This is a genomic window from Providencia vermicola (genome assembly GCF_020381325.1).
Classification (GTDB): Bacteria; Pseudomonadota; Gammaproteobacteria; order Enterobacterales; family Enterobacteriaceae; genus Providencia; species Providencia vermicola.
The window spans coordinates 202,162-218,064 of the sequence record NZ_JAGSPI010000003.1 but is presented as its reverse complement, the minus strand read 5'-3'; the positions used below and the strand labels follow the sequence as shown (position 1 = coordinate 218,064).

Annotated in this window: 16 protein-coding genes; all 16 read left to right on the top strand. The window is 40.9% G+C overall.

Features of this window, described 5'->3' with window-relative positions; all coding sequences use genetic code 11:
• Positions 1 to 933, top strand: coding sequence for an ACP S-malonyltransferase (gene fabD / locus KDJ85_RS05765; RefSeq protein WP_206086376.1), 933 nt, complete (start codon positions 1 to 3; stop codon positions 931 to 933).
• A gap of 7 nt (positions 934 to 940) precedes the next feature.
• Positions 941 to 1,675: a 3-oxoacyl-ACP reductase FabG gene (fabG, locus tag KDJ85_RS05760; RefSeq protein WP_225818844.1), complete on the top strand. Its 735-nt coding sequence runs from the start codon at positions 941 to 943 to the stop codon at positions 1,673 to 1,675.
• Between the two features lie 155 nt (positions 1,676 to 1,830).
• Positions 1,831 to 2,067 carry an acyl carrier protein gene (gene acpP, locus KDJ85_RS05755; RefSeq protein WP_206086378.1) on the top strand — a complete coding sequence of 79 codons (237 nt, stop codon included), beginning with the start codon at positions 1,831 to 1,833 and terminating at the stop codon, positions 2,065 to 2,067.
• 78 nt (positions 2,068 to 2,145) lie between these two features.
• Positions 2,146 to 3,396, top strand: a complete 1,251-nt coding sequence (fabF, locus tag KDJ85_RS05750; protein ID WP_225818843.1) for a beta-ketoacyl-ACP synthase II — start codon at positions 2,146 to 2,148, stop codon at positions 3,394 to 3,396.
• A gap of 149 nt (positions 3,397 to 3,545) precedes the next feature.
• On the top strand, positions 3,546 to 4,376 hold the full coding sequence (pabC, locus tag KDJ85_RS05745; protein WP_225818842.1) for an aminodeoxychorismate lyase: 831 nt from the start codon (positions 3,546 to 3,548) through the stop codon (positions 4,374 to 4,376).
• Between the two features lie 44 nt (positions 4,377 to 4,420).
• The gene (mltG, locus tag KDJ85_RS05740) at positions 4,421 to 5,443 is read left to right on the top strand and encodes an endolytic transglycosylase MltG (RefSeq protein WP_225818841.1); all 1,023 of its coding nucleotides are present in this window, start codon (positions 4,421 to 4,423) and stop codon (positions 5,441 to 5,443) included.
• Between the two features lie 6 nt (positions 5,444 to 5,449).
• A complete protein-coding gene (gene tmk / locus KDJ85_RS05735; RefSeq protein ID WP_225818840.1) occupies positions 5,450 to 6,076 on the top strand; it encodes a dTMP kinase in 627 nt (208 codons plus the stop codon).
• Between the two features lie 12 nt (positions 6,077 to 6,088).
• Positions 6,089 to 7,081: a DNA polymerase III subunit delta' gene (gene holB / locus KDJ85_RS05730; protein ID WP_225818839.1), complete on the top strand. Its 993-nt coding sequence runs from the start codon at positions 6,089 to 6,091 to the stop codon at positions 7,079 to 7,081.
• An 11-nt stretch (positions 7,082 to 7,092) separates the two neighbouring features.
• Positions 7,093 to 7,884, top strand: coding sequence for a metal-dependent hydrolase (locus KDJ85_RS05725; protein ID WP_225818838.1), 792 nt, complete (start codon positions 7,093 to 7,095; stop codon positions 7,882 to 7,884).
• 47 nt (positions 7,885 to 7,931) lie between these two features.
• A complete protein-coding gene (gene hinT / locus KDJ85_RS05720; protein ID WP_206086385.1) occupies positions 7,932 to 8,282 on the top strand; it encodes a purine nucleoside phosphoramidase in 351 nt (116 codons plus the stop codon).
• Positions 8,282 to 8,695, top strand: coding sequence for a YcfL family putative periplasmic lipoprotein (locus KDJ85_RS05715; RefSeq protein WP_225818837.1), 414 nt, complete (start codon positions 8,282 to 8,284; stop codon positions 8,693 to 8,695). The genes hinT and KDJ85_RS05715 overlap by 1 nt, the downstream gene beginning before the upstream one ends.
• A 2-nt stretch (positions 8,696 to 8,697) precedes the next feature.
• The gene (gene lpoB / locus KDJ85_RS05710; protein WP_225818836.1) at positions 8,698 to 9,276 is read left to right on the top strand and encodes a penicillin-binding protein activator LpoB; all 579 of its coding nucleotides are present in this window, start codon (positions 8,698 to 8,700) and stop codon (positions 9,274 to 9,276) included.
• On the top strand, positions 9,269 to 10,141 hold the full coding sequence (locus KDJ85_RS05705) for a phosphotransferase (protein ID WP_225818835.1): 873 nt from the start codon (positions 9,269 to 9,271) through the stop codon (positions 10,139 to 10,141). The genes lpoB and KDJ85_RS05705 overlap by 8 nt, the downstream gene beginning before the upstream one ends.
• A 51-nt stretch (positions 10,142 to 10,192) precedes the next feature.
• The gene (nagZ, locus tag KDJ85_RS05700; protein WP_225818834.1) at positions 10,193 to 11,215 is read left to right on the top strand and encodes a beta-N-acetylhexosaminidase; all 1,023 of its coding nucleotides are present in this window, start codon (positions 10,193 to 10,195) and stop codon (positions 11,213 to 11,215) included.
• Positions 11,216 to 12,565: 1,350 nt separating this feature from the next.
• On the top strand, positions 12,566 to 13,918 hold the full coding sequence (locus KDJ85_RS05695; protein ID WP_225818833.1) for an OprD family outer membrane porin: 1,353 nt from the start codon (positions 12,566 to 12,568) through the stop codon (positions 13,916 to 13,918).
• 39 nt (positions 13,919 to 13,957) lie between these two features.
• Complete coding sequence (locus tag KDJ85_RS05690; protein WP_225818832.1) at positions 13,958 to 15,577, top strand: bifunctional metallophosphatase/5'-nucleotidase; 1,620 nt, start codon at positions 13,958 to 13,960, stop codon at positions 15,575 to 15,577.
• Positions 15,578 to 15,903 lie beyond the last annotated feature (326 nt).

Genomic DNA, 15,903 nt, shown 5'->3' with positions numbered 1-15,903 from the left:
ATGACACAATTTGCGATGGTATTTCCCGGACAGGGTTCTCAGTCTTTAGGGATGTTAGCGGCATTAGCTGAAGAAAATAAGCTGGTTGAGCAAACATTTGCTGAAGCATCAGAAGCATTGGGTTACGATCTTTGGGCATTAGTCCAAAATGGGCCAGAAGAAGAATTAAATAAAACATGGCAAACACAGCCCGCATTATTAGCTGCATCTGTGGCAATTTTCCGTGTTTGGCAAGCTAAAAATGGTGCAATGCCTTCAATGATGGCAGGGCATAGCTTGGGTGAGTACTCCGCGTTAGTTTGTGCAGGTGTGATTGACTTCAAAGAAGCGATTAAACTTGTTGAATTGCGCGGTAAATTGATGCAAGAAGCGGTTCCTGAAGGTACAGGCGCAATGTATGCGATTATCGGCTTAGATAATGAATCTATTGAAAAAGCCTGCCAAGAAGCTGCTCAAGGTCAAGTTGTTTCACCCGTGAATTTTAACTCCCCAGGCCAAGTGGTTATTGCAGGGGAAAAAGCGGCGGTTGAGCGAGCAGGTGCTGCGTGTAAAGAAGCAGGTGCAAAACGTGCACTGCCATTATCAGTTAGTGTGCCTTCACATTGTGCATTAATGAAGCCTGCTGCTGATAAATTAGCCGAAGCGTTAGAAAAAATCGAATTTTGTGAGCCAGTCTATCCAGTTATCAACAATGTTGATGTTAAAATTGAGCAATCGGCGCAAAATATTCGTGATGCGTTAGTTCGTCAACTGTATAATCCAGTACGCTGGACAGAAACAGTAGAATTAATGGCAGATCAAGGTGTTGAACACCTTATTGAAATGGGGCCAGGTAAAGTGTTGACTGGTCTTACCAAGCGAATTGTCTCTAATTTAACTGCCGTAGCAGCCAATGATCCTGTATCATTAAGCACTGCTTTAGAAAATAGCTGAGGACGACATGAGCTTTGAAGGAAAAATTGCACTAGTAACAGGTGCGAGCCGTGGGATTGGTAAAGCCATTGCTTTAACATTAATCGCGCGCGGTGCAACCGTTATTGGCACAGCAACCAGCGAAAAAGGCGCAGAAGCCATTACTGCTTATCTTGATGGTAAAGGGAAAGGTTTAGCGTTAAACGTGACTGATGCAGCATCAATCGAAGAAACTTTGACTAAGATCCGTGAGGAATTTGGTGAAATTGATATTTTGGTTAATAATGCAGGTATCACTCGCGATAACTTATTGATGCGTATGAAAGAAGAAGAGTGGCAAGATATTATTGACACGAATCTTTCATCCGTTTACCGTTTGTCTAAAGCCGTTTTGCGTGCCATGATGAAAAAACGTTGTGGGCGTATTATTTCTATCGCATCAGTTGTGGGTGTGATGGGGAATGCGGGACAAGCAAACTATGCAGCAGCGAAAGCTGGGCTGATTGGTTTTAGTAAATCATTAGCTCGGGAAGTCGCTTCTCGTGGTATCACTGTTAATGTTGTTGCTCCAGGTTTTATCGAAACAGATATGACTAAAGCATTGACAGATGAACAGCGTGCAGGCATTTTATCTCAGGTTCCTGCAGATAGACTGGGTGATGCACAAGAAATTGCCAGTGCTGTAGCGTTTTTAGCTTCTGACGAAGCTGCTTACATCACAGGTGAAACATTGCATGTCAATGGTGGCATGTACATGATCTAAAGAAATGATGGAACTATTTGCATTATTAGTGTTATCTAACGCTAAATAATGCAAAATAATGGTTCCAACAGCCGGGATTGGGTTGTATCTTTTCCTGTATTTCATAAACTACGAAAACCATCGCGAAAGCGAGTTTTGATAGGAATTTTAATAGTATGAGCACTATCGAAGAACGCGTTAAGAAAATCATCGTTGAACAACTGGGTGTTAAAGAGGAAGAAGTTGTAAATGCAGCTTCATTTGTTGATGACTTGGGCGCTGATTCTCTTGACACAGTTGAGCTAGTTATGGCTCTGGAAGAAGAGTTCGATTGCGAAATCCCTGACGAAGAAGCTGAAAAGATCACAACAGTACAGGCTGCGATTGACTACGTCGAGAACGCATCTAAATAATTGTACGAAAAACATGTCTAGGCGATCACTCGATCGCCTATGTTCCTTTTGTAACTTTTCCCTCCTTGGAGGAAATACGTGTCTAAGCGTCGTGTAGTCGTAACCGGACTGGGCATGTTATCTCCTGTCGGCAACACAGTTGAGTCATCATGGAAAGCTGTTTGTGACGGACAGAGTGGTATCAGCCTCATTGAACATTTTGATACTACTAACCACGCAACTAAATTTGCTGGCTTAGTAAAAGATTTCAATTACGAAGATTTTGACATCTCTCGCAAAGATGCGAAGAAGATGGACCCATTTATTCAATATGGTATTGCAGCAGGCTTCCAAGCCTTTAAAGATGCTGGATTGGAAGTAACAGAAGCCAATGCTACTCGTATCGGTTTAGCGATTGGTTCTGGTATTGGCGGGTTAGGGTTAATTCAGGATAACTGTGAAGCTCTGATGGCAGGTGGTCCTCGTAAAGTTAGCCCATTCTTCGTGCCATCGACAATCATTAACTTGGCGGCGGGCCATTTAAGTATTATGTACGGTTTACGTGGTCCAAGCATTTCTATTGCTACAGCATGTACATCGGGCGTTCATAATATTGGTCACGCAGCACGTATGATTGCTTATGGTGATGCAGACGTTATGTTGGCAGGCGGTACTGAAAAAGCAACGACACCATTAGGTGTGGCAGGCTTTGGTGCTGCGCGTGCGCTATCAACTCGCAATGATGACCCACAAGCGGCAAGTCGTCCTTGGGATAAAGACCGTGATGGTTTTGTTCTTGGTGATGGTGCAGGTATCATTATTCTTGAAGAATATGAACATGCGAAAGCTCGTGGTGCTAAAATTTACGCAGAAGTTGCTGGCTTTGGTATGAGCAGTGATGCTTACCATATGACATCTCCGCCAGAAAATGGTGAAGGTGCTGCATTAGCAATGGAAAATGCGCTAAAAGATGCGGGTATTAAAGCGAGCGAAGTGGGTTACATCAATGCCCATGGTACATCAACTAATGCAGGTGACTTAGCGGAAGCACAAGCGGTTATGTCTGTATTTGGTGAAGATTCAAATGTGTTAGTAAGTTCGACGAAATCCATGACAGGCCACCTATTAGGTGCTGCAGGAGCGGTTGAATCTATCTTCACTATTTTGTCTTTGTGTGATCAAATTGTCCCTCCAACGATTAACTTAGACAACCCTGATGAGGGCTGTACGTTAGATTTCGTTGCGAATAAAGCACGTAAAGTTGAGAACATGGAATACGCTCTGTGTAACTCCTTCGGCTTTGGTGGTACAAACGGTTCATTGATTTTCCGTCGTTACCACGCAGAATAATCAAATCGTTCCATCATTAATTCAGCCTCGGTTGTGTATGCAACTGGGGCTTTATTTTGTCAGCTTCTTTGCACAGCTCTGTGCTTTAGTTTATGATAGTTCTACCTGATTACTGTCTGATTTATCAGCTTTTATTATAAGTATTATCAATGTCATATTGGGTTAATGGTCAACCTTGCCAACAAATTAGTGTCTCTGATCGCGCCGTTGCGTTCGGGGATGGTTGTTTCACGACTATTCATGGAGTGAATCAGCAAGCGCAGATGCTCAAAGAACACATTGCGCGTCTAACACGTGACTGCTTAAGATTAAAAATTACCGCACCTGATTGGGATGAATTAGAACACCATTTAACGGAAATTTGTACACAACAAGTGGATGAAGAATTTGTTTTAAAGGTTATTATCAGTCGTGGTGCAGGTGGGCGAGGTTACAGTTCTATAGGCTTTACTCAGCCTACCATTATCGTCAGTGTTTCCCCCTTTCCATCACACTATACTCAGTTACAATGCCAAGGGGCTAAGCTGATATTGAGCCAAACACCTGTTTCTCGAAATCCATTATTGGCAGGAATGAAACATTTAAATCGCCTTGAACAAGTTTTGATCCGCCAAGAAATTGATGAGGCTCAAGCGGATGAAGCGATTGTGCTCGATACAGATGGCATCATTATTGAGTGTTGTAGTGCAAATGTATTTTGGCGTATCGGACAAACTGTTTACACCCCCGTATTATCGCACAGTGGGGTGAACGGATTAATGAGACAAAAGATCATAGCGTTATTAGCAGGGAGTCAGTACCATCTTGAAGAAGTTGAGCGGTTCGCGTCAGTATTAGCTCACTGCGATGAAGTGATTATGTGTAATGCATTGATGCCTGTTCTACCCGTTAAAAGCATCCAAATAGCTTCACAAGAAAATCCGTTGCATTATGCATCACGGGAGCTGTTCGAATACTTATTTTTGCGCTGCAAAATCTAGTTTGCATAAATTAAAGCCCTAATACGCATTGATGTGGTCAATAAATGAAATTAGCTAAAAAAATCATTCTAATTGCTGTTGTTCTGATTACCGTTGTGGCGATTGCGCTTTATTTGCAATATCGCCAAGTACTGAATTACGCTAAAACACCGATTAATATTACGGAAGAAAAGATTTTCACTGTGCCAGCAGGGACTGGGCGTGTGGCTTTTGAAGCATTGCTTATTAATGAAAAATTGATTGAGCAGGGCAATGAATTTCAATGGTTACTGAAATTGCGTCCTGAACTGGCGCAGCTTAAAGCGGGAACATACCGTTTGCAACCTAACATGGATGTAGAACAGCTACTAAAATTAATCGTAAGCGGTAAAGAAGCACAGTTTTCTATTCGCTTTATTGAAGGTAATCGTTTAGCCGATTGGAGTAACATCCTGCGTGATGCACCATACTTAGCGCATAAATCAACGGAAATGACACCGACTGAGCTCTACAATGCGATTGGCTTTAAAGGCGAAGGAACCTTAGAGGGCTGGCTGTATCCTGATACCTATTTATATACTGCTGGAACGGCGGATACTGAGATTTTGAAACGTGCACATAAGCGCATGCAGGCGAGTCTTGAAGATGAATGGAAGGGGCGTGATAGGGATCTGCCATATAAAAATGCGTATGAAATGCTGATAATGGCATCAATCATTGAAAAAGAAACGGGTGTTGACAGTGAACGTTCGCAAGTTGCCTCGGTATTTGTCAATCGCTTGAAGCAAAAAATGCGTTTACAAACTGATCCAACCGTCATTTACGGCTTGGGTGATAAATATCGTGGTAAAATTTATCGTAGCGATTTAGAAAATTATACTGAATACAACACCTACAAAATTGATGGATTACCACCAACACCGATAGCAATGCCAAGTATTGCATCCGTTAAAGCAGCTGCACATCCAGCCAAAACAGATTATTTGTATTTTGTCGCGGACGGCAAAGGGGGGCATACCTTTAGCCGTAACTTGAATGACCACAACCGTGCCGTCAAGGTTTACCGTCAAATTGAACAGCAAAACTGATAAAACATGAAAAACCAATTTATTGTTATTGAAGGATTAGAAGGCGCAGGGAAGACCACCGCAATCAATACGGTAGTTGATACTTTAAATCATGCAGGTATCAACGATATCGTCTTTTCCCGCGAGCCTGGGGGGACACCGCTAGCAGAAAAGCTACGAGAGCTCATCAAACAAGGTATTGAAGGGGATAAAGTCACAGATAAAGCCGAGCTTTTAATGCTGTATGCTGCCCGAGTGCAATTGGTTGATACCGTGATTAAACCCGCACTTGCCGCTGGAAAATGGGTTGTCGGGGATCGCCATGATATGTCATCACAAGCTTATCAAGGCGGAGGGCGCCAGATTGATCGCCATTTAATGCAGTCTTTGCGTGATTTAGTGCTAGGTGATTTTAAACCCGACCTGACGTTATATCTTGATTTGTCACCAGAACTTGGGCTACAGCGTGCGCGTTCACGGGGTGAATTAGATAGAATTGAAAAAGAGTCGCTGGCTTTCTTTGAAAGAACACGTGAAAGATATCTGGAACTTGCAGCGGCTGATAAATCCATAATAACGATTGATGCAAGCCAAAATATTGAGCAAGTTCAAAACGATATTCGTACTGCGTTACTTAAATGGTTAGCGAAATAAGGTCTTAAAGGCATGAATTGGTATCCTTGGTTAAATGAGCCTTACCGGCAAATGATTGCGGCTTACCAAAGTGGTCGGGGCCACCATGCTTTGTTGCTTCATTCCATATCAGGCAATGGTGCAGATGCATTGTGTTATGGAATTAGCCGTTGGTTAATTTGCCAAAATCGTGATGGGATGAAAAGCTGTGGTGAGTGCCATAGTTGCCGTTTGATGTTAGCGGGAACACACCCAGACTACCATGTCATTGAGGTGGAAAAAGGTAAATCAACGGTCAGCGTTGATGCGGTTAGAAAACTGATTGAAACCTTGAGTAGTCATGCTCAACAGGGCGGTAGTAAGGTGGTGTATATTCCCAGCACTGATGCACTTACCGATGCAGCGGCGAATGCACTGCTGAAAACCCTTGAAGAACCCGCTAAAGACACTTATTTTTTATTAGTGAGTGAAAAACAGGAAAATTTGTTAGCGACTATCCGCAGCCGTTGTTTGAGCCACTTTTTACCTGCGCCAGACTCGCAAATCGCGTTATATTGGCTGCAAAAGAAAAAGCCAAATTTGGTTATGGATAATGCAGTTACTGCCTTAAAGCTTTGCCAAGGCGCACCCGTCGCGGCATTAGCGTTACTTGATGATAATCTATGGCAAAAGCGCACTGCATTATGCCATAACATGGCATTAGCATTACAAAATCGCGATATGCTAGGTTTGTTACCCTCATTAAATATAGATGATGCAGTGATGTCTCTTAATTGGTTATTGAGCTTATTAGCAGATGCTATCAAGGTTCAGCAAGGCGCAGCGCAGTTTTGCATTAACCAGGACTTTAGTGCTCAAGTGATGCAATTGGCGTCCATAATGAACTGTACGCAACTTCATGATATTTATGAGCAATGGTTGCACTGTCGTCACCAATTACTGACCGTTTCTGCATTAAATCAGGAACTGCTTCTGGCAAATCAATTATTACAATGGGAAGCCTTACTGGCGAGCCCCTCATTTTAAAAGAGTTAAATATGTTTGTTGTTGATTCACACTGCCATCTCGATTGTTTAGATTATGAAAAATTACATGCGAATGTTGATGATGTTATCGCAAAAGCGTCCGCTCGTGATGTCGGTTTTATGTTAGCGGTGGCAACTACGCTGCCAGGTTTTGAAAAAATGAAAACGCTCATTGGTGAGCGAGAAAACATTGCATTTTCCTGTGGTATTCATCCTCTCAATTTGGATGAAGGGCACGATTTCGAGCGTTTAGCGCAACTCGCTGCTGGGCAAGAGGTCGTTGCATTAGGCGAAACAGGTTTAGATTATTATTATCAACAAGAAAATGCAGTATTACAGCAGGAGTCATTTCGCCAACATATCCGTATTGGCCGTAAGGTCAATAAACCTGTTATCGTCCATACCCGCTCAGCGCGGGAAGATACGCTGACAATCTTACGAGAAGAAAAGGTGATGGAGTGTGGCGGTGTATTGCATTGTTTTACGGAAGATAAAGACACGGCTATCGAGCTGCTTGATTTAGGCATGTACATTTCATTTTCCGGTATTGTGACATTCCGCAATGCAGAGCAAATTCGCGAAGCCGCACGAATTGTCCCGTTGGATAGAATTCTCGTTGAAACAGATTCACCTTACTTAGCGCCAGTTCCGCACCGTGGAAAAGAAAATCAGCCTGCTTATGTGCGCGATGTGGCTGAATACATGGCTGTACTCAAGGGCGTTAGTGTTGAGGAGATGGCTGATATCACCACACAGAATTTCAATCGATTGTTTCATTTAAATGTTGGCGCGAATAACGCATAATCAATACACGCTAATTAAATCATTCTTGAATTATTAAGGAAATTAACATGGCAGAAGAAACCATTTTCAGCAAGATCATCCGTCGAGAAATCCCTGCGGATGTGGTTTATCAAGATGAGCTGGTCACTGCTTTTCGTGATATTTCGCCACAAGCGCCATCTCACATTTTAATCATTCCTAATAAGCTTATTCCAACTGTAAACGATGTGACGCAGGATGATGAATTGGCTCTTGGCCGTTTATTTACTGTTGCAGCAAAAATTGCGAAAGAAGAAGGCATTGCCGAAAACGGATACCGTTTAATCATGAATTGCAATGAACATTCAGGCCAAGAAGTTTTTCATATTCATATGCACTTAGTGGGTGGTCGCCCATTAGGCCCATTATTGGCAAAATAATGAAAATATTGGGTGCAACAATAAACCGCATTGCATTACTTGCTACAGTGGTAGCCGCACTGAGTGGTTGCCTCTATAAAAAACCGCAAGGCTTGGTTTTTAATGAACAACAGCGTGTGATTATGGAACCTGTTGTTTTAGCTCAAGGTATCATTGTTGAAAACCCAATTATCAGAGTAGAAAACCATCAACATGTTGCCACCATCAATGTTAGCAATGTGGGATCAAAAGCGGTAAATATTGCTTATCGCTTGTATTGGTACGACAAGCAAGGGTTGAGGGTGGATACATCGGCAGTGGCAGAGCAATTAATATTGCCGAGCTCTACAGAACAAATTCGAGCGATAACCTCTTCACCTCGTGCAGATAATCTGCGCATTCATGTATTTTTATCCCCTAAGGCCGGAGAATAATAATGAAACGGATCTTAATGGTTGCTGCGGCAACGCTAATTTTGGCAGGCTGTCCGTCATACCCACCACAGCAACCGGTTGAGCAACCACCGATTGTCCCTATTGAGCCACAACAACCAGAGGTGACACCTCCGCCACCGCCAGATAAGGTACCAACACCACCTAAACAACAAACAACGGATTGGTCTGCGGCGATATCACCATTGGTCGCGCAAATGGTTGCAGCTGATGGTGTGGAATCCGGTAAAGTTTTGTTAGTTGATTCAGTTAAAAATAATACAAATGGTTCACTTCCTGTACAGCTAATTACATCAAATATGATGTCAGCGGTGGAAAATACGCAGCGTTTTAATGTCGTTCCACAAGATGTAGTTAACGCTGCACGTAAGACACTGGGTTTATCTCAAGAAGATAGCCTTGTGACTCGTAGTAAAGCAATTGGTTTAGGTCGTTATGTACAGGCAAATTATGTGATTTATAGCGTGATGTCAGGCTCAAATAAAGAAAGGCACCTTGAGATGCAATTAATGGAAGTGCAAACAGGTGAAATCATTTGGACTGGAAAAAATAATATTGAGTGACATACCGTCATTGCTTGCTTTACTCTCGACGCATTTCCCAGCAATTTCAGCACAGTGCTGGGAAATATCCCCCTTGGCGGGGTTGTCTGGTGGCAGCTTTTTAGTTGAAAGTCATCAATCCAATTATCTACTTAAACTGGTTGCTCGAGCGGATACACATCGGCAAAGTGCCTTGTATATCTCTCGGCGTAAAGAAGCCCGTATCTTACGGCAAATTCAGCACTTACCCTTTGCGCAGGCGGTGGTTGCACATAACGCCGAGTGGCTAGTTTTAGCGTGGCGTGAGGGACGACACCCTAGCGATAAAACATTTTGCTCAGCCGAATTTCAGCGGGAACTCGCAAATACGATTGCTACTTTGCATTGTTCATCATTATTGACCTACACGTTACCCTTGAGGGCTGAAATTGCTCATTATGGGGAGCGTATTGACCAACAACGTTTTTCTCCGTGTTGGAAGCGGATTCACCGAGATTTTTTACAAAAAAAGATGCCAAAGACGTTGAAATTGGCACCTGCCCATATGGATGTTCATCCTAAAAATATTCTTATTCAAGAAGATGGCAAATTGATGTTATTGGATTGGGAATATACCGCAAATACCGATATTGCGTTTTCGCTGGAGACTTATTTTCAATTCAATAACTTGACCGTACATCAGCGTCAGCAATTTCTGACGCAATATTGTGATATTCAAGGCGCTTACCATGATAAATTTCAATTAATGCATCACTGTAATTTATGGTCTCCTTGGGTAAAATATATGACATTAATGTGGTATGAAGTGCAGTGGAATGAAAGTCGGCATTCTGACTTTTTGATACACTCTCAGCCACTACGACAATATTTCAGTTTGTTAGGCTAAATGCTTGGCAAACCTATATACAGATAATGAATGAAATAAGTGAGGCAGGTTATGGGCCCGATAATGCTAGATGTCCAAGGGTATGAACTGGACAATGAAGAACGCGAAATATTAGCTCATCCACTCGTGGGCGGCTTAATTTTATTTACCCGTAACTTTCATGATGCAGCGCAGCTGCGTGAACTGGTACGTCAAATTCGGGATGCATCAAGAAATCGGCTCTTGATTGCGGTAGACCAAGAAGGTGGACGGGTACAACGTTTTCGCGATGGTTTTACCGCTCTACCATCAGCACAAGCGTTTGCAGCACTGAATAATGAGCATGACGGTGCCAAGCTAGCAGAAGAGGCGGGGTGGTTAATGGCCGCAGAAATGATAGCGATGGATATTGATATTAGTTTTGCACCTGTTCTGGATTTAGGTCATCAAAGTATTGCTATTGGTGAGCGTTCATTCCATGAAAATCCCGACATGGCGATGATAATGGCTGAGCGTTTTATTAAAGGTATGCATAGCGCTGGGATGAAAACAACAGGGAAGCATTTCCCTGGACATGGTGCAGTAAAAGCTGACTCCCACAAAGAAACACCGCGGGATGATCGTGCGCTTGATGTGATCCGTGGCAAAGATATGTCGATTTTCAAGGATTTTATTCAAAGGGAATTACTGGATGCTATCATGCCTGCTCATGTTATTTATACGCAGGCTGATGATCGCCCAGCAAGCGGTTCGCCTTTCTGGTTAAAGTCCGTTTTACGTGAGCAGCTTGGCTTTAATGGTGTTATTTTTTCCGATGATTTATCGATGGAAGGCGCTGCGATTATGGGTAGTTACCCTGAAAGAGCAAAAGCGTCCCTAGATGCCGGTTGTGACATGATCCTAGTTTGTAATAACCGCGAAGGTGCAGTGAGTGTATTGGATAACCTACCGAAGCAACAAGCTAGCCAAGCGTCGAAGTTATACCATAGTGGCCGACAATACAGCTTGAAAGAACTACAAAGTGCGACACGTTGGCAGGAAAGCAATCAAAAATTGGTTGAATTACATCATAGATGGCAAGAGTTTAAACAGTAATTGAAAATAAGTACGGACGAAGCCAGTGAGATGATATATCTAACTGGCTTTTTTTTACTCAATAATTAACCTGAATAAGCAATATTTCAAATAGGAGAATGCATTAAGTTTTATTTAACGCGTTACCCGTAACGTATTAAATAATTTTTATATACGTTAAATTTTTTGAAATTATATATAAATAAAAAACAAAAAACGTATTTTCTATTGGAAATTAATTTCTCCCGAAAAACAACATAAATGAAACAATACCATACTAAAAATAAGAAAAAACGATAAACACGACGATTAGAGTTGGAGCCATAATTAGAAATATTAAGCCAATAATTTTGCTTAAGGTTAGAATGATCTGAAGTTTACTTCCGTTATTTTCGTAACTGATTCTATTTTTGCTCATAAGCTTAGCTTATTATTAAGTTAATCAAGTGAATCAAATTGAGTACATTAGCCTCCTGTTATTTTTATCTATTAATTGACGAAAACGTTTTGTATAAAAACCAAACACATCATCGAACCTAGTCAACAGGATTAAAGATGTATATTTATTTGATATTCCAAAATCCAATGGGGCATTGACAGAAGGAATGGGGATATAACAACCTTTACATGAATAAATGGGAGCATGTGATTGCTGTTACTCCCCGATTTTAAAGGTTTTTTTCTTATTTTCTTAAGGTGGGTATGAGTTCCTATATATGCATTACTCGATTTTTATAAAAAGATAAATGCCACATATGCGTGATTAATGTCACATTTGGCTAGATATTTAATGCAACTTATGTAACACGTTGTGACAGTGATCGTTTTAATTGACGTAAAATTACGATAGCATTCCTATTATGATAGTTTTATGACAATACGTTGATAAGTACAGAGCATTTAAAAAGAAAGCCATTCGCAAACAATATATTAAGTCAAATAGTGCTGTAAATTCTGAGATGTTTATTTCTCAAGGGGAAGTTTTGCCCAAAAAAGAGAATAAGTAACACTGCGAGTTTAAGTGCAAATTATACCGTCTATATTGATTGAAATTTGACTGGCTTTATTGGTGCCTAACCAAAATTAAACGCTAAAAATGAGTAAGGGATTCTGATAATAATTAAAATTAATTAATTTTTAACAGTAGGGGTAACACCTTATTAACTCAAAAAGTAAACACACATGCGGCTAAATTGCTGTATTGAATTTTTTTATTTAAAAAATGACTTTAGTGTTTGAAATGGACGTTTTTGTTTATCGTTAAGTTAAATTGTTTTATTAAGCTAAAAATAAAAAATGGTGATTTGTTGTTCATGGCAACATGACTCAACATAAAATTAATTCAAATAATCATTAACTAGGTTAATTCCAATGAAAGTTAAAAATCTTGCGCTATTAATGCTTTCTCCTTGCTGTTTAGCAGTTACTATGGCAAATGCGAGCAACTGGGAAAATTCAATCAAAGAAAACGCATTTATTGCGGACTCAGAGTTAGAGCTATCTACTCGTAATATGTGGAAATACCTGAAAACAGAAAACCGTTTTGATAAAGATGAACAACGCTATAGAAAACAAGTAGCTAATGCGTGGGGGCAAAACTTTCAAGCCGATTTTAAATCAGGTTATTTCGCTGATGTGATTGGCTTTGATGCCTCTTACTACGGTGGTATTAAGTTAGGTGCGAGTAAAGACTTCGCCTCTCGTGCAATTTTATATAACGATGATGGCCATGCGAAAGGTTATAACAAAATTGGTCAACGTTATGCCAAAGTTAAACTGGATTTAGATCCTGTTAAATTTAATGCAAAAGCAGGTTGGTTTACCCTGAAAAATACGGGTATTTTTACTAACTCACAACGTCTCTCTTTAAACAGTTACAGTGGTTATTACACCAATACAGCGATTGATGATTGGAGCTTGGATTTATTATATCTCGATAAGAAAGTCATGCGTCGTGATAGCCCAAATATCGATGCAATGTATTTTACGGATGGTAATGGTGTACGACATAACGTTAATCACGTTATCACCGGTGGTATTAACTACAATACAAAACCACTGAAAGTACATTATTTTTATGGGCAAGCGGACGATTTGTTCCGTCAGCAGGGTCTTGAAGCAAAATATAAGCTGACTTCTGACTTAACACTCGGCACACAAATTTATAATCACGAGTACGGTAGTGACGGTAAACGTACTGAAACGAACGATGCAAAAGGCAAACGTAACTTTGATAAACGTGCATGGCACTATGCAGGAACCGCTGAATGGCGTGTACCAGAAACACCGTGGACGCTGAGTACTGGCTTAACCTATACCCAAGCGAAAAAAGCGAATGGGGTAGGTCAATTTGCCCGTAACCCTATCGGTAATACTCGTGGCCGCTTTAACTCACCTGCATATTCAGATATCGACTATGTACGTGACGGTGAAACGATGGTCGCATTAGCGGCAGAATACCGTGTGAGCAAAGAGCTGTCAGTTGGTGCGCGTACTAACTATTCAGAATTCAAATATGAAGGCGAAAGATTAAAACAAGGTCAATTTGGTCTGTTTAGCTACTGGAAACCAACAGAAAACTTATCTGTTTCACTGAGTGGTGGTCTGGGTTGGCACCACCAGCAAGAAAACGACTATACCACACCAAAACTGTATGACGGCCACTCACGTCGTGCACACTCGTTGTCAGGCTCTATGACCACAACGTATCGCTTCAAAATGTAGTCGGTAGTTGAGTGCTGTTTATAATAAAAGGATTGAAAAATGAAACATAAAATTGGATTACTGACCGTTTTGATTTCGGGAGCGCTACTTGCAGGTTGTGCTACCAAAACGGCTGACACAGTAAAAGTACAAGTTATTGGTATCAATGACTTCCACGGTGCATTACAAGCGCCAGGCGATGGTAAATTAGGTGGGATAGAATCTATCGCAACTTTAGTTAACCAGCTGCGTGCTCAAAACGATAAAACTATCGTGGTAGGTGCAGGTGACTTAGTCGGTGCGAGCCCATTATTGTCTTCTATGTTCTATGATGAGCCAACCATCGAAGCATTAAGTGCGATTGGCATGGAAACGAGCGCAGTAGGCAACCATGAGTTTGATAAAGGTAAAGAAGAGCTGCTGAGAAAGCAAAATGGTGGCTGTCACCCAACTGCAGGTTGTGTAGGTAAAGATTCTTTCGCGGGTGCTGATTTTAACTATTTAGCGGCAAACGTGATTGTGAAAGAAACAGGTGAAACCCTGTTCCCATCTTACTTTATTAAAGAGTTTGATGGCATTCCAATGGCGTTTATTGGTTTAACGTTAGAAGGTACACCTGCTATCGTGACACCTAGCGGCACCGCAGGTTTAGAATTCAAAAATGAAGTCGAAACCATCAACAATCAAGTTAAACTGTTAAAAGCACAAGGCATTAACAGCATCGGTGTGTTGATCCATGAAGGTGCAACCCAACAAGTTGATACTAAAGTCAAAGATATTAACCGTTGTGATAATATCAAAGGCCCAATCGTTGATATCGTTAATCAATTAGATGGTGCTGTTGACTTTGTCGTTAGTGGGCATACTCATCAGGCGTATAACTGTGAAATTAATGGTAAAACTGTTATTTCTGCACAGTCTAACGGTACATTATTGTCTCAGCTAAATATTGAAATTGATAGAAAAACAAAAGATATTGTTAGCATTAAAGCAAAAAATATTCCAGTTGAAACAAAACGTTATGAGAAAAACCCTGAGCTAACCACTTTCGTACAAAAATATGAAAAAATTGCGTTACCAATTTCGCAAGAAGTGATGGGGTCTCTGAGTGCGAATTCAGACAAAAAATTATTGTCTGGTGGGGACTCAACGTTAGGTAAAATTATTGCAGATGGTCAATTGTATGTTGCTTCAGCAAAAGATGCGGGTGGTGCACAAATCGCCTTCATGAACAGTGGTGGTATTCGTGCTGACATGAAAGCGGGTCAACAGACTTACGGTGATATTTTTACTGTTCAGCCATTCTCTAATGTTGTGGTAACGCAATCGCTGACAGGTGCTCAAATTAAACAAGCACTTGAGCAACAATGGGATCGTGCACGTCCACAAGTGATGCCAGTGTCTAAAGGTTTCTATTATGAGTGGGATGACAGCCGCGCAGTGGGTGATAAAGTCATCCAAAGCTCAATGAAGTTAAATGGTAAACCGTTAGACATGAAGAAAACTTACCGTGTTGCAGCAAATGAGTTTTTAGCAACGGGTGGTAGTCGTTTCTCTGCCTTCAATGAAGGTAAAGACCGTGTTTACAGCGTGCCAGATAACGAAGCATTAATGCAATACTTCAAAGATAACTCACCAGTTTCAGTACCAACTGACGTGCGTATCAAAAAAATTAAATAATCCAAGCTGATATTTAAATAATAGGAACCCGAGGTGCTAAGCACTTCGGGTTTTTTATTATTTGTATTCATTCAGTTATCTTGCCAATTAAAGATAATCAATTGTCTGTATTAAAATAAAAATGATAGAATAATGATTCTCATTATCATTAGTGCCAGTGTGGATTTAATCATGTGATTGACATTTAATGGCTTCTGGCTGACTCGATTCATATACTTGATAAAAAATGATTTGACGCAGGTTGTCGATATCACAATAATCAAGTAAATTGATGTGAATCAATATTTGGTATTACCAATAGACCAAGCATGATATTCTGAACTTTT